This window comes from Chakrabartyella piscis (assembly GCA_030067835.1).
Classification (GTDB): domain Bacteria; phylum Bacillota; class Clostridia; order Lachnospirales; family Anaerotignaceae; genus Chakrabartyella; species Chakrabartyella piscis.
In genome coordinates this window covers 2,931,068-2,944,111 of record CP092441.1, presented here as the reverse complement: position 1 = coordinate 2,944,111, position 13,044 = coordinate 2,931,068, and the positions used below count along the sequence as shown (strand labels likewise).

The window sequence follows — 13,044 nt, the reverse complement described above, 5'->3', positions numbered from 1 at the left end:
TTGTTATTTTATTGTCAACATAATGTATGGAATAAGTCTTTTAATCTAGGGCTTTTTCTGGTATGATATAGTGAGGTAATTATATTTTGGAGGAAAACACATGATACTTGCTTGTAAACAACTACACAAAGCATATGGCATTGATGTCATTTTGGAAAAAATCACCTTCCATTTGGAGGATCGTGAAAAAACTGCTATTGTGGGTGTCAATGGTGCTGGTAAAACCACACTATTCAAGGTGCTCACAAAGGAAATTTCTCATGATGGTGGTGAATTTTACATCCGAAAAGATGCCACTATGGGATATATGGCACAAAACCAAGAAATGTCAGGGGATAGCACCATTTTTGATACAATGTTGGCAGTCTTTGCACACATTATGGAAGTGGAGAAAACCTTGCGTTCTTTGGAAATGGAAATGGGAGATTTGACTGGACAAGCCCTTGCAGACAAAATGGAAGAATACGCTAGATTGCAACATGAATTTGACCAAAAAGATGGCTATAGCTATCAAAGTCGCATTCGTGGTGTCCTAAAAGGTTTGGGGTTCCCTGAAAGTGACTGGAACAAACCCATTACACAACTTTCTGGTGGTCAGAAAACACGTGTATTCCTTGGACGTTTGCTCCTTTCTAAGCCTGATATTTTGCTTTTGGATGAACCGACAAATCATTTGGATATTGCGTCCATTGAATGGTTGGAGGACTTCCTGAGAAGCTATGATGGTGCAGTCTTAATCATTTCCCATGACCGCTATTTCTTAGATCGTATCGTCACAAAAGTAGTGGAAATTGAACACAAAAAATCCAATGTCTACAATGGAAATTATAGTTTCTATGCAGTGCAAAAGGATCTCAACCAAGAAATTCAACAAAAGGCTTATGACAACCAACAACGTGATTTGAAACGTCAAGAAGATGTTATCAAAACCTTGAAATCCTTCAACCGTGAAAAGTCCATCAAACGTGCAGAAAGTCGTGAAAAGGCACTGGCTAAGGTGGATCGTTTGGATCGACCAGAATCGCTACCCAATCACATGCGTTTGACCTTAACACCACAGGTCATCAGCGGAAATGATGTCATTCATACAGAAGATTTGTCTAAGTCTTATGGTGGCAATAAAATCTTCCAAAATGTTGGTTTTGATGTGAAACGTGGTGAAAAAGCAGCCATCATTGGACCCAATGGTGTTGGCAAATCCACATTGTTTAAAATGCTTTTGAAAGAAGTGGCAAGCGACAGTGGTATTGTTCGTTTTGGTACCAATGTTCATGTGGGTTACTATGACCAAGAGCAACAAAAGTTAGATGAAACCAAAAATATCATAGATGAAATTTCAGATACCTATCCAAACCTAACCACAGGTCAAATTAGAAATGTTTTGGCAGCATTTGTGTTCACTGGCGATGATGTATTCAAACCCATTACAGCACTTTCTGGTGGTGAAAAGGGACGTGTGGCATTGGCGAAGATTATGCTTTCTAAGGCAAACCTCTTGATGCTGGATGAACCGACCAACCATTTGGATATGTTCTCCAAAGAAGTCTTGGAAGATGCATTGTCTTGTTATGAGGGCACTGTGGTTTACATTTCCCATGACCGTTATTTCATCAACAAAACTGCTGAGAAAATCATAGAGTTGACACCTGATGGTGTGGTGCAATATTCTGGCAACTATGATTATTATATGGAAAAGAAAACAGAGCGTTTGCGTGAAGAAGCAGAACGTGCAAAGGCAAATCCAACTGCCACAGCAGCTGCAATTCCTGTCAATGCAAGTGAAACCAAAACCGACTGGTTGAAGCAAAAGGAACAGCAAGCTGCAGAACGTAGACTTGCCAATAAAATTGCAAAACTAGAAGAAGAAATTGAAAAAACAGAAGCTGCCATTGCAAAAGCAGATGAAGATATGGCAGAAGCCAGCTCCAGTTATACCAAAGCACAAGAGATTTTTGAACATAAAACAAAGCTAGAAGCACATCTAGAAGAATTGTTTTCCCAATGGGAAGAATTACAATAATCCAGCACATACTTTGAGGAGGTATTTTCAATGAATACAAATATGTTTCTTTTGAGCACCGCATCAGCAGGCAGCATGATTACATCTATTTTGCCAATTGCTGTTGTCTGTATCGTCAGTATTTTCTTTGTTCGTAAAATCATGGGATTTATGAATAAAATCAACAAGTTTGCACCTTTGATGTACGAAAATCCAGACCAATACATTAAGGAAATGGAAACCCTTATGCAGGGACGTGTGCCAAAGGATTTCAAATCTATGTTGATCACCAATATTGCTGTGGCATATATGGAAAAGCACAATTATCCAAAGGCTTTGGAAACCATTTTGCCTGTCAAAGAGATGCGTATGGGTAGAAAAAGCAAGTATGAATTCTATATGAATTTGGCACATATCTATGTACACCTGGGTGAAAATGAAAAGGCTTTGGAAATCATCCACAATGAATTGAAAGACTTGAATCGTTTTGAAACAGGTGGAAACTTGCCTAGACTCAATGCATTTTTGAAAGCATTTGTGGCTATGGAAGAAAATGACTGGGTATATGCAAAGGAAATTTTGGATCATGTGAAGAAAACATTCCCAACACGTATGGCTGGTGTGGATTTCAATATTTTATACAAACGTATGAATGCTTGTGTAGAAGCAGCTCGTAGACAAGGTTAATGGGAGGTATTTCTATGAATGGTATGTTTCTTTTGAGTACCACCTCCACAGGAAGCAATCTGAATGGTATATTGACCATTGTGGCGTTGCTTGCTTTTATTGGATTGGTTATGGGTTTGAATATCCGCTTTTTGAAAAAATTGAATGTTTTGGCACCTTATTTGATGAGTGATCCAGACACCTATATCCATGAGATGGAATTGATTTTGAAAAAATTTGTTCCAAAGGGATATCGTTCTATGTTGCGTATCAATGTTGCAATTGCACATATGCAAAAACGAGACTATACATCTGCGTTGTCGGTGATAAAAACCATTTCTCCAGGACGTATGCAAAAAAATTCTGTTGGGATTTATTATGTGGTTTTGGCAAATATCTACATTCACCTGAATGAAACACAAAATGCCATGACTTTGATTCAATCCAGTAGTAAGAAACTGCAAAAATTGCCTGTTAGTGGAAATTTGCCCATGTTCAATTCCATTGTTGCTATATTCTATGCAATGGAAACAGGCAATTGGACACAAGCAAAGGAACTTTTGGACTATGCAATTGCCAATTGGACAGAACCTATGCCAGGTGTGAATTTTGAACCATTGCAACAACGTATGGATGCCTATTTGGCAGAACATCCATTGGAAGAACCAACTGAAGAAGCATAAAAATAAAGGGGCATGCGTATGTCCCTTTTTGTATGCAATGAAACAGCATCCATAACCAACCACACAACACAAATATGATATAATTGTAGGGGCATCCCTATGTGGAGCCTGTCATAAACTGCCACAAAATTCAAATGGGATGCACTGCCACAACACAAAAAAAGAGGGCATACACCCTCTTCATTTCATTTCATTTTATTTCAAATACTCTTCACCAATCAAATACACATCACCAGCACCAGCAGTCAAAAGCATATCTCCAGCTTTGCAATGTTCTTTGACATAATCAGAAATCTCATCAAATGTTTCAAAATATCTTGCAGATTTACCTGTTTTTGCAATGGCTTCTGCCAAATCAGCACCACTGATGGAACCATCATCCACTTCTCTAGCAGCATAAATCTTTGCAATGATCACTTCATCTGCATCACCAAAGGCATTTGCAAATTCATCAAACAAAAACTTGGTTCTGGAGAATGTATGTGGTTGAAACACACAGAAAATACGATTCTTTTCACGTGTTTTTGCAGCTGCCAAGGTCACAGACAATTCTGTTGGATGGTGCGCATAGTCGTCAATGACCAAAACACCATCTTTTTCACCTTTGTATTGGAATCTGCGGTCAGTGCCATGGAAATGTTCCAAACCTTTTGTATAGACTTCTGGTGCAATCCCCAAATAATGAGCAGCACCAATGGATGCCAAAGCATTTTCAATGTTGTGCATACCAGGTACATGCAACAAAACAGAAGTGACAAATTCATTATGATAATACACATCAAAGGTATTGCCACCATCAGGGTTGTGAACAATGTTTTTTGCAACCCAGTCAGCACCATTTGCAGTGCCAAAGATTTCCACTGTACAATCCAAGTTATCTATGAGAAAATGCAAATTGGAAATGGTTTGGTTTACCAGAAGCACACCCTTTGTTTGGATTTTCTTACCAAATTTTTGGAAAGATTCATAAATATGTTCCAAAGTGCCAAAGAAATCCAAATGATCTGCTTCTACATTCAAAACAATTCCTACATATGGAGATAGATGCAAGAAACTATTGTGATATTCACATGCTTCTGCCACGAAATAAGAAGAATTTCCAATGCGTAAATTGCTGCCAATGGTTGGCAACATACCACCAACGGTGATGGTAGGATCTGTTTTGGCTGCAAGCAAAATTTCTGCCACCATAGATGTGGTTGTGGTTTTGCCATGTGTGCCAGCAACAGCAACAGAGTTTGCGTATTCACTCATAAGTTGACCCAAAAATTCAGCACGTTCCATCATGGGAATACCCAATTCTTTGGCTTCCAACCATTCAGGGTTGGTTTCAGAAATGGCAGCAGTGTAAATCACTTGTGTCACACTAGGGGTGATGTTGCCACGTTTTTGACCAATGTGCACCACTATGCCTTGGTTTTGTAAATGTTCCACTGTTTGGGATGTTTTCATGTCAGAGCCAGAAACAGTAAACCCACGATTGGATAAGATTTCTGCAAGCCCAGACATGCTGATGCCACCAATGCCAATGAAATATATATGATCTGTTGTTTGAAAGGTTGTTTGCATACGATACCGCCTTTGCAATGATAAATTTATGTGTTATGTGATTCCTTTGCCTTATTATAGTATACAGAAGACACATTGGCAATGATTTCTGTAAAAAAGACACATCAAATTTTCACAAAAAAATGGAAAAAAACGGAAAAATCTCCATAATCATACAACAAGCAATCAAAAGAAAAAGGGTTTTTATGTTTGAATGTAGAATAGTATCATTATGGAAATCCATGTGGTGTGTATGGATGTTTTTCGTAGAAAATCGAAAAAAATTTAAGAAAATATAAAAATAACTATATTTTTTTACAAATCTATGATATGATGATACTAAATTACCATAAGAAAAACATGTGATGGAATCGTGAGGGACATAAAACGTCCAAAGTGCATAAAAGGCTATGGGCAAACACTTTGATTTCGGTAAAAATACATAAAAATGTGTGGAATCGAAAGAAAAGGAAACTGTTGTTGGTTTTAGAAGAAAAAAAGGGATTTCATACACATTTAACATGGAGATGTATTTTGCAATTTTATGTTATGGTATACTATTGGCAAACAGGCAGAGAATATCCAGTACTCTGCGAGTACTTGGATACATTTGCTACGCAAATGATGGCACAAAAGAACCAATTGTTTGGCACGAGTGCAACAATTTGTTCATTTGTACCATACTTTCTCCGCTTTTATTGTATAATGAAAAGGGTATGTGAATATACATCATATTCAGGACAAGAAGTTTCTGCAAAACAAGGTAAGAAGCATGTTTGAAAGCAAGAAAGTTGTGTACAAAACAAAACGTTACTAGACAGGGGGCAGATGTAAATGCGAAAAAATGAAATGTTGGCAATGCTTTTGGCAGGTGGTCAAGGAAGCAGACTGGGTGTACTTACAAGGAAGGTGGCAAAACCGGCTGTTAGCTTTGGCGGTAGATACCGCATTATTGATTTCCCTTTGAGCAACTGTATCAATTCTGGTGTAAATACCGTTGGTGTGTTGACACAATATCAACCACTTCGTTTGAACCAACATATTGGTATTGGTATTCCTTGGGATTTGGATCGTAAAAATGGTGGTGTAACCATTTTGGCACCTCATGTAAAAGGTGGCGGAGATTCTGGTGAATGGTTCATGGGAACTGCAAATGCAATTTATCAAAATATCGATTATATCGACAACAACAATCCAGAATATGTTTTGATTCTTTCTGGGGATCATATCTACAAAATGGACTATTCTGATATGTTGCGTGAACACAAAGAAACTGGCGCAGCAGCAACCATCGCTGTTTTGGAAGTGACCATGGAAGAAGCAAGTCGTTTCGGTATCATGAACACAAATCCAGATGGTAGCATCTATGAATTTGAAGAAAAACCAGCAAATCCAAAGAGCAATTTGGCTTCTATGGGTATCTATATCTTCACATGGGACAGACTCCGTGATGCATTGATTGAAGACAATGAAATTCATCCAGATAGTGATTTTGGGAAACATATCATTCCAAAAATGTTGGATGAAGGACAAAAATTGCAATCCTATCGTTTCCAAGGCTATTGGAAAGATGTTGGAACAATTGAATCCTACTGGGAATCCAATATGGAGCTGATTCGTACATTGCCAGAATTCAACTTGTATGAATCACGTTGGAAAGTATACACAAATTCCGATCATCAACCACCAGCGTTTACAGGTGTAGAGGCTAAGGTCAGCGAAGCATTGATTTCCGATGGCTGTGAAATCTATGGTGAAGTAACACGTTCCATCTTGGGAGATGAAGTATACGTTGGCGAAGGCGCAATTGTACGTGATTCCATCATCATGGGCAAAACTGTCATTGGTGCTGGTGCGGTTATTGAGCGTTGTATCATTGATGAACGTTGCGTTGTTGGTGAAGGCGTACAAATGGGCATTGGTGAAAATATTCCAAATGAAAGAAAACCTGGTATTTATGATAGTGGCATTACCGTTTTGGGTGATCACACCACAATTCCAGCAAATGTGAAAATTGGTAAAAACTGTGTGGCTTATGGCAAAACAGTGGAATCTGATTATCCAAATGGAGTATTGGTAAGTGGCAAGTCTATTGTAAAGGAGGGCAAATAAGATGAAAGCAATTGGGGTTATCTTAGCAGGTGGTAATAATAAAGGAAGACTGGGTCAATTGACTGAAAATAGAGCAGCGGCAGCTTTGCCCATTGCAAGTAGCTATCGTGCAATTGATTTTGTTTTGAGTAATATGTCCAATAGTGGCATTGGTAAAGTGGCAGTGCTCACACAATACAATTCTCGTTCTTTGCGAGATCACTTGACCTCTTCCAAATGGTGGGATTTTGGTCGTAAACAAGGTGGGCTTTTCGTATTCACACCTTATATCAGCAGTACAGAATCCAACTGGTTTAGAGGTACAGCAGATTCCATATACCAAAATATTTCCTATCTTCTTAGAAGTACTGAGGAATATGTTGTGGTTACAAGTGGGGATGCAATCTATAAAATCGATTATAGCAAAGTGATCAACCAACATGTGGAAAGTGGTGCTGATATTACTGTTGTTTATAAAAAAATGGAAGACAATTTGCGTAACTTTGGTATCATGGAAATGAACGAAGCCGGTAGAATGATTGGTTTTGAAGAAAAACCAGAACAAGCAAAAACAAACTGTGCTTCCTTGGGTATGTATGTAATTTCCAGAACTTTGCTCATTGATTTGTTGACACAAGGGGTGCCAGAAGGTAAATATGACTGGGTTGGCGATTATATTTGTGAAAACAAAGATACTTTGCAAATCTATGGTTATGAATTTGAAGGATATTGGAGCACCATCAGTACTGGTATCATTGCATACTACAAAACCAATATGGACTTCTTGAAAAAAGAAGTACGCAATCCATTCATCAATGAATATCCATATATTGAAACAAAAGCTAAGGATGAACCACCAGCAAAATACAATGTCGGCGCAGATGTACGTGGCTCCATTGTAGGTAGTGGTACCATCTTCAATGGTGTGGTGGAAAGTTCTGTCATCTTCCGCAAAGTATTTGTTGGTGAAGGCGCAAGCGTCAAACATTCCATCATTATGGAAGGTACCACAATCGGTAAAGGTTGTAAAATTGAATATGCAATCTTGGATAAAGACGTTGTGGTTTCCGATGGCAAAGATGTCATTGGCACCTTGGATTATCCAGTTGTATTGAAAAAAGGCACTGTCATCTAAATAAGGCAACACCGAACAACCCTAGATCACAATCTTTGTGGTTTATTTCTCCATCATAACCACCCAAAAGCCTCGGCGATATTTCCAATATCGCCTGCGTTTCTTGGTGATTCTGACGAAAAAATATCCTCACAAATCTTGCAATCAGGATTATTCGGTATTACCGTAAAATAAAGATGTGTTCTCTAATTTAATTGGAGGACACATTTTTTAATGCAAACCAAAAGAAAAGTTTCAATGAAAGAAAAAAGAGTTTTTATATTGTAGGGTGCGCATTGTATGCGTACCGAAATGTATTTATATATATTAGGTTTCTTATTGTTGATTGAGAAAAGAAAATAATAGTAAATCAGAATTTCGTAGGGGAAGATATCATCTTCCCGCAATCACAATCCAGAAAGTTTAGCTTGTTTCCAGAAACATACCTTCTTTTTCACAATAATTCCTTGCATTTCTACTGGAAAAATGAGAAAATGGGATAGAATGTAGTAGGTGTGTACTTAAAATGCCCGCTGACTGATGTTGTATCGTAGGGGAAGATACAACCTTCCAGAACAACAAATCAAAAAGTAAATTACAACGTATCGAAATACCATAAACATGAATACACAATCGTAGGGGAAGATACCATCTTCCCGCAGTAACAAAAAAACCAATGATATTGTATGGGAAAACAACATCTTCCCGCATCATATAGAAAAAGGAGAAAAACAATGAAAAATTTGAAAGCCATTATTTTGGCAGCTGGTGAAGGAAAACGTATGCAATCCAAAAAACCAAAGGTGTTGCATGAAATTTGTAACAAACCAATGGTGGAATATGTAATTGATACTGCAAAAAAATGTGGTGCAGAAGAAGTTTGTGTGGTCATTGGTCACAAAGGCGAAGAAGTGGAAGCAGCAATCCAAGGAGATGGCGTTTCTGTGGCTTGGCAAAGGGAACAAAAAGGAACTGGTCACGCAGTGATTATGGCAGAAGCTGCTTTTTCTGATGATGATGATGTTTTGATTTTGTATGGGGATACACCACTTATGAGAAGCGAAACGTTGACTTCTTTGATGGCAATTCACAAAGCAGAAGGCAACTCTGCAACTGTGGTTTCTGCAATTGTAGAAAATAGCGATGGATATGGTCGTATCATTCGTAACCAATCCAATGGATTTGTTTGCATTGTGGAGCACAAAGATGCCACAGAAGAAGAACGTGCTATTTCTGAAATCAACACAGGAATTTACGTGTTCTCAGGCAAAGAATTGAAACAATCCTTGGCAAATCTCAAAAACAACAATGCCCAAGGTGAATACTACTTGACCGATTGCTTGGAAATCATTTTGGACAATGGCAATAAGGTTGGAGTTGTGGTTGCGGAAGATGAAGATGAGTTCTTTGGTGTCAATTCTCGTATGCAATTGGCAGAAGCTGCAAAGATTATGAAAGATAGAATCAATGCATATCACATGGAAAATGGAGTCACATTGATTGACCCAGACAACACGTATATTGATTCAGATGTGGAAATTGGTATGGATACCATTATTTTGCCAGGATGTGTATTGGAAGGCAAAACCAAGATTGGTGAAGATTGTAAAATTGGACCCAATTCCCGTATGACAGATTTGCAAGTGGGTGATGGGGTTATCTTCCAAAATTCCACAGGTTTGGAATCCACCATTGGCAACAACACAACCGTTGGTCCGTATGCATATATCAGACCAAATTGCACCATTGGCAACAATGTAAAAGTTGGCGATTTTGTGGAAGTGAAAAATTCTGTTGTTGGTGATGGTACCAAAATCCCACATCTTGCTTATGTAGGCGATACCGATGCTGGAGAAAAAATCAACTTTGGTTGTGGTAGCATTATGGTCAATTACGATGGCGCCAAAAAACATAGAACCACAATTGAAGATGGCGTATTTGTAGGTTGCAATGTGAATTTGGTGGCACCGGTTACCATCAAAAAAGGTGCATATATTGCTGCTGGCTCCACAATTACAAAGGATGTTCCTGAAGATGTTTTGGCGGTTGCTCGTGCAAGACAAAGTGTCATTGCTGGATGGAAAACAAAAAGAATCGAAAAAAAATCATAAAATTCGACAATAGTGGTTGAAATTCCTTGTTGATGGGTGTAACATAGAAAAGCAAAGGATAAAGCGACGAGTAATTTAGGAGGATTTAAAAAATGATTTATGCAGATCGTGGTAACATCAAGATTTTTGCGTGTAATGCCAACACAGAATTGGCAGAAGACATTGCAAAAAAGTTGGGTCTTACATTGGGTAATGCAACAGTAAGTCAATTTAGCGACGGTGAAATTTCTGTAAAGATTGATGAGACCATTCGTGGAGCAGATGTATTTATCATCCAACCCACTTCTGCACCAGTAAACGACAATTTGATGGAATTGTTGATTATGATTGATGCGATGAAACGTGCTTCTGCTGGTAGAATTACAGCGGTAATGCCATACTATGGTTATGCTCGTCAAGATCGTAAAGCTCGTGCAAGAGATCCAATCAGTGCAAAATTGGTAGCAAACTTGTTGACAACAGCTGGTGCAAACCGTGTGCTTACAATGGACTTGCATTGTACACAAATCCAAGGTTTCTTTGATATTCCTGTGGATAACTTGGTGGGTATTCCTTTGTTGACCAGCTATTACACAGAAAAACACAGCGAAGAAATGGAAAACTTTGTTGCAGTTTCTCCTGATTTGGGTAGTGTTACCAGAACAAGAGTCTTTGCAGAACGTTTGAACATTCCTTTGGCAATCATTGACAAACGTAGACCAAAAGCAAATGTCAGCGAAATCATGAACATCATTGGTGATGTCAAAGGTAAAAAAGTTGTTTTGATCGACGATATGATTGACACAGCTGGTACCATTACAAATGCAGCAAACGCTTTGAAAGAACGTGGCGCAATTATGGTAGAAGCTTGCTGTACACATGGTGTACTCAGTGGTCCTGCAATGAAACGTATCCAAGAGTCTGCAATTGATGAATTGTTGGTTTTGGACACAATCCATATGTCTGAAGAAAAACAAATTGACAAAATGCAAATCGTAAGTGTTGCACAATTGTTTGCAGATGCAATCAGACGTATCCATGAAGGTATTTCTGTATCTGAGTTGTTTGACTAAAATTTAAAATCAAAACGAACCGTGGGAGAATATCCTGCGGTTTTTTTGTTAACCAAAGATGTTACATAAGCTCTCGTAGGGGAGGATACCATATCCACCTGTGATTTTTGTCGAAATTATTTTCCAAAAACTTTTTTGGTAGACAGGCAATATTTTACAAAAAATCACATAAGATAAAAATGTATCACAATACTTAATTCTTAAGGGGGTAATTCATTATGAACGGATTTGGATGTGGCAATGACGGAGGTTCTTGGATTTGGATTTTGATTTTGCTTTGCTTCTGTGGCAATGGTAGTGGCAGTGGCTGTGGTTGCGGTGGCAATGATGGTGGCTGTGGTTCTTGGATTTGGATTTTGATTTTGCTTTGCTGCTGCGGTGGTGGAAATCAATTGGGTGGTTGCGGTTCTTGCTAATTGCAAAAATCAATACACAAATGGGTTGCAGGAAATTTCTTGCAACCTTTTTCTTTGGTTAATGGAATGGGTTCTTGCGATAAAGAGTATTTATATAATGTGTAGTTGCGGAGCGATGAGGGCATCGCTCCCTACAAAAATCAAAATCTGAAATACATTACACTTGTAGGGGCGATTCACGAATCGACCGTAAAATCAAAGATTCTTCGTCGCTGTGCTCCTCTGAATGACAGTGCGTTAGAGTGTGCTTCTGTAGGGGATGGCGTCCTCGACATACCGCTATTAGAATTAAATAATTTATCAAATGACTTATGATTTCCACTCAGCCTTTGCTTGCAAAGTGGAATCCAGAAAATTGCTATTTTGATAAATTAGAATAAGCGTCACCAGCCAAGAAGGAAGGTTTCTCGAAGTTCGATTTATTCTCGAACCTATAGGATTTCGCTTGCAAAGGAGTTTCGAGGGGTCGCAGCCCCCTTGAACCGTGCTCCACGCTTCGGAAGTAGTGGCACTTTTTGTTACTTTTTGGTGTCAAAAAGTAAGATCTGAATGCTTTAAAACTTGAATAAATTCCTACCTAATATTAATTCACAAACATTCCAACGGGTGACGAAACGTCACCCCTACAAAACAAACATCACTACAGATTATAAGCATAATAGATATCAAAAAATCAACACACTTTCAAAATGAATTTTGTCGAAACACCTACATTCTTTAAAAATCCTGTAGATATATTTTTTGTGGAGCAATACAGTTTCTTTGTACAATTACAATATGGAGGTGTACATATGAAAGAAGAACAAGAAAAGGAAATCTTTTGCAAAGGATGCATTGAAGTGATACGAGAAGTGTTATTACAACGTGCTTACACACTGGAAAATCGCTTTTATTTGGAATTTTTTGTACAATGTATTGAAAGCACCACAGTGGATGCCTATGAAATGTTTCTGGAAATGCCAATGCGATACAATTATTTCTATGAACAACGCAGACAAATGGGGATTGCAGAAACCCTACGTTTTTTTCAATTAACAGCACTGCATCACACCATACGCACCGTCAAGCGACGTAAAAAAGAATTGGAGTTTGCAGAAATATACCCCATTTTGTGTGAAGTCTTTTGTTTCACCAAGCGTGAAGAAGATATGACGTTGTTGTTGCAAGATTGTGTTACGGAATCGCAAAGTGAGTTTCAAACCCTATTCACCAAGTTCACACCAAAATTTTTATGGAATCAAGAGGATTTGACACCCTTTTCATTCGCTTTTATCGGGAATTTTTGGTATAATTCTTATAGTGATTTCATGGGTTCCTTTATTGGAAATATCCCATTTCATATTAGAAGAAAACGAGCGTAGGTG

Annotated in this window: 10 protein-coding genes; 9 read left to right on the top strand and 1 reads right to left on the bottom strand. The window is 38.3% G+C overall.

The window, feature by feature from the left end; translation table 11 throughout:
- Positions 1-100 precede the first annotated feature (100 nt).
- Genes MJY40_RS13435 through MJY40_RS13425 form a run of 3 tightly spaced genes read left to right on the top strand, consistent with a single transcriptional unit; the run spans position 101 to position 3,348 of the window.
- On the top strand, positions 101-2,020 hold the full coding sequence (locus MJY40_RS13435; protein ID WP_317854706.1) for an ABC-F family ATP-binding cassette domain-containing protein: 1,920 nt from the start codon (positions 101-103) through the stop codon (positions 2,018-2,020).
- A gap of 30 nt (positions 2,021-2,050) precedes the next feature.
- Positions 2,051-2,686 (top strand): tetratricopeptide repeat protein, encoded by a 636-nt coding sequence (locus MJY40_RS13430; protein ID WP_317854705.1) that lies wholly within the window; start codon positions 2,051-2,053, stop codon positions 2,684-2,686.
- Positions 2,687-2,700: 14 nt separating this feature from the next.
- Positions 2,701-3,348, top strand: coding sequence for a hypothetical protein (locus tag MJY40_RS13425; protein WP_317854704.1), 648 nt, complete (start codon positions 2,701-2,703; stop codon positions 3,346-3,348).
- Positions 3,349-3,543: 195 nt separating this feature from the next.
- On the opposite strand, the gene murC is transcribed toward MJY40_RS13425, so the two are convergent.
- The gene (murC, locus tag MJY40_RS13420; protein WP_317854703.1) at positions 3,544-4,917 is read right to left on the bottom strand and encodes a UDP-N-acetylmuramate--L-alanine ligase; all 1,374 of its coding nucleotides are present in this window, start codon (positions 4,915-4,917) and stop codon (positions 3,544-3,546) included.
- Between the two features lie 813 nt (positions 4,918-5,730).
- On the opposite strand from murC, the gene MJY40_RS13415 reads away from it, so the two are divergent.
- The 6 genes from MJY40_RS13415 to MJY40_RS13390 all read left to right on the top strand — a co-directional run bounded on the left by MJY40_RS13415 (position 5,731) and on the right by MJY40_RS13390 (position 13,041).
- Positions 5,731-7,008, top strand: coding sequence for a glucose-1-phosphate adenylyltransferase (locus MJY40_RS13415; RefSeq protein ID WP_317854702.1), 1,278 nt, complete (start codon positions 5,731-5,733; stop codon positions 7,006-7,008).
- A gap of 1 nt (position 7,009) precedes the next feature.
- Positions 7,010-8,122, top strand: a complete 1,113-nt coding sequence (gene glgD, locus MJY40_RS13410) for a glucose-1-phosphate adenylyltransferase subunit GlgD (protein ID WP_317854701.1) — start codon at positions 7,010-7,012, stop codon at positions 8,120-8,122.
- Between the two features lie 713 nt (positions 8,123-8,835).
- Complete coding sequence (glmU, locus tag MJY40_RS13405) at positions 8,836-10,212, top strand: bifunctional UDP-N-acetylglucosamine diphosphorylase/glucosamine-1-phosphate N-acetyltransferase GlmU (protein ID WP_317854700.1); 1,377 nt, start codon at positions 8,836-8,838, stop codon at positions 10,210-10,212.
- 92 nt (positions 10,213-10,304) lie between these two features.
- Positions 10,305-11,264, top strand: a complete 960-nt coding sequence (locus tag MJY40_RS13400) for a ribose-phosphate diphosphokinase (RefSeq protein ID WP_317854699.1) — start codon at positions 10,305-10,307, stop codon at positions 11,262-11,264.
- Between the two features lie 218 nt (positions 11,265-11,482).
- Positions 11,483-11,680 carry a chorion class high-cysteine HCB protein 13 gene (locus tag MJY40_RS13395; RefSeq protein ID WP_317854698.1) on the top strand — a complete coding sequence of 66 codons (198 nt, stop codon included), beginning with the start codon at positions 11,483-11,485 and terminating at the stop codon, positions 11,678-11,680.
- A 791-nt stretch (positions 11,681-12,471) separates the two neighbouring features.
- The gene (locus tag MJY40_RS13390; protein WP_317854697.1) at positions 12,472-13,041 is read left to right on the top strand and encodes a hypothetical protein; all 570 of its coding nucleotides are present in this window, start codon (positions 12,472-12,474) and stop codon (positions 13,039-13,041) included.
- The last annotated feature ends 3 nt before the right edge of the window (positions 13,042-13,044 follow it).

Bases quoted from the DNA above. Each gene is read 5' to 3' on its own strand.
- MJY40_RS13425 (WP_317854704.1), top strand. From the start codon at position 2,701: ATGAATGGTATGTTTCTTTTGAGTACCACCTCCACAGGAAGCAATCTG.
- MJY40_RS13390 (WP_317854697.1), top strand. From the start codon at position 12,472: ATGAAAGAAGAACAAGAAAAGGAAATCTTTTGCAAAGGATGCATTGAA.
- glmU (WP_317854700.1), top strand. From the start codon at position 8,836: ATGAAAAATTTGAAAGCCATTATTTTGGCAGCTGGTGAAGGAAAACGT.
- MJY40_RS13430 (WP_317854705.1), top strand. From the start codon at position 2,051: ATGAATACAAATATGTTTCTTTTGAGCACCGCATCAGCAGGCAGCATG.
- MJY40_RS13400 (WP_317854699.1), top strand. From the start codon at position 10,305: ATGATTTATGCAGATCGTGGTAACATCAAGATTTTTGCGTGTAATGCC.
- MJY40_RS13395 (WP_317854698.1), top strand. From the start codon at position 11,483: ATGAACGGATTTGGATGTGGCAATGACGGAGGTTCTTGGATTTGGATT.
- glgD (WP_317854701.1), top strand. From the start codon at position 7,010: ATGAAAGCAATTGGGGTTATCTTAGCAGGTGGTAATAATAAAGGAAGA.
- murC (WP_317854703.1), bottom strand. From the start codon at position 4,917: ATGCAAACAACCTTTCAAACAACAGATCATATATATTTCATTGGCATT.
- MJY40_RS13435 (WP_317854706.1), top strand. From the start codon at position 101: ATGATACTTGCTTGTAAACAACTACACAAAGCATATGGCATTGATGTC.
- MJY40_RS13415 (WP_317854702.1), top strand. From the start codon at position 5,731: ATGCGAAAAAATGAAATGTTGGCAATGCTTTTGGCAGGTGGTCAAGGA.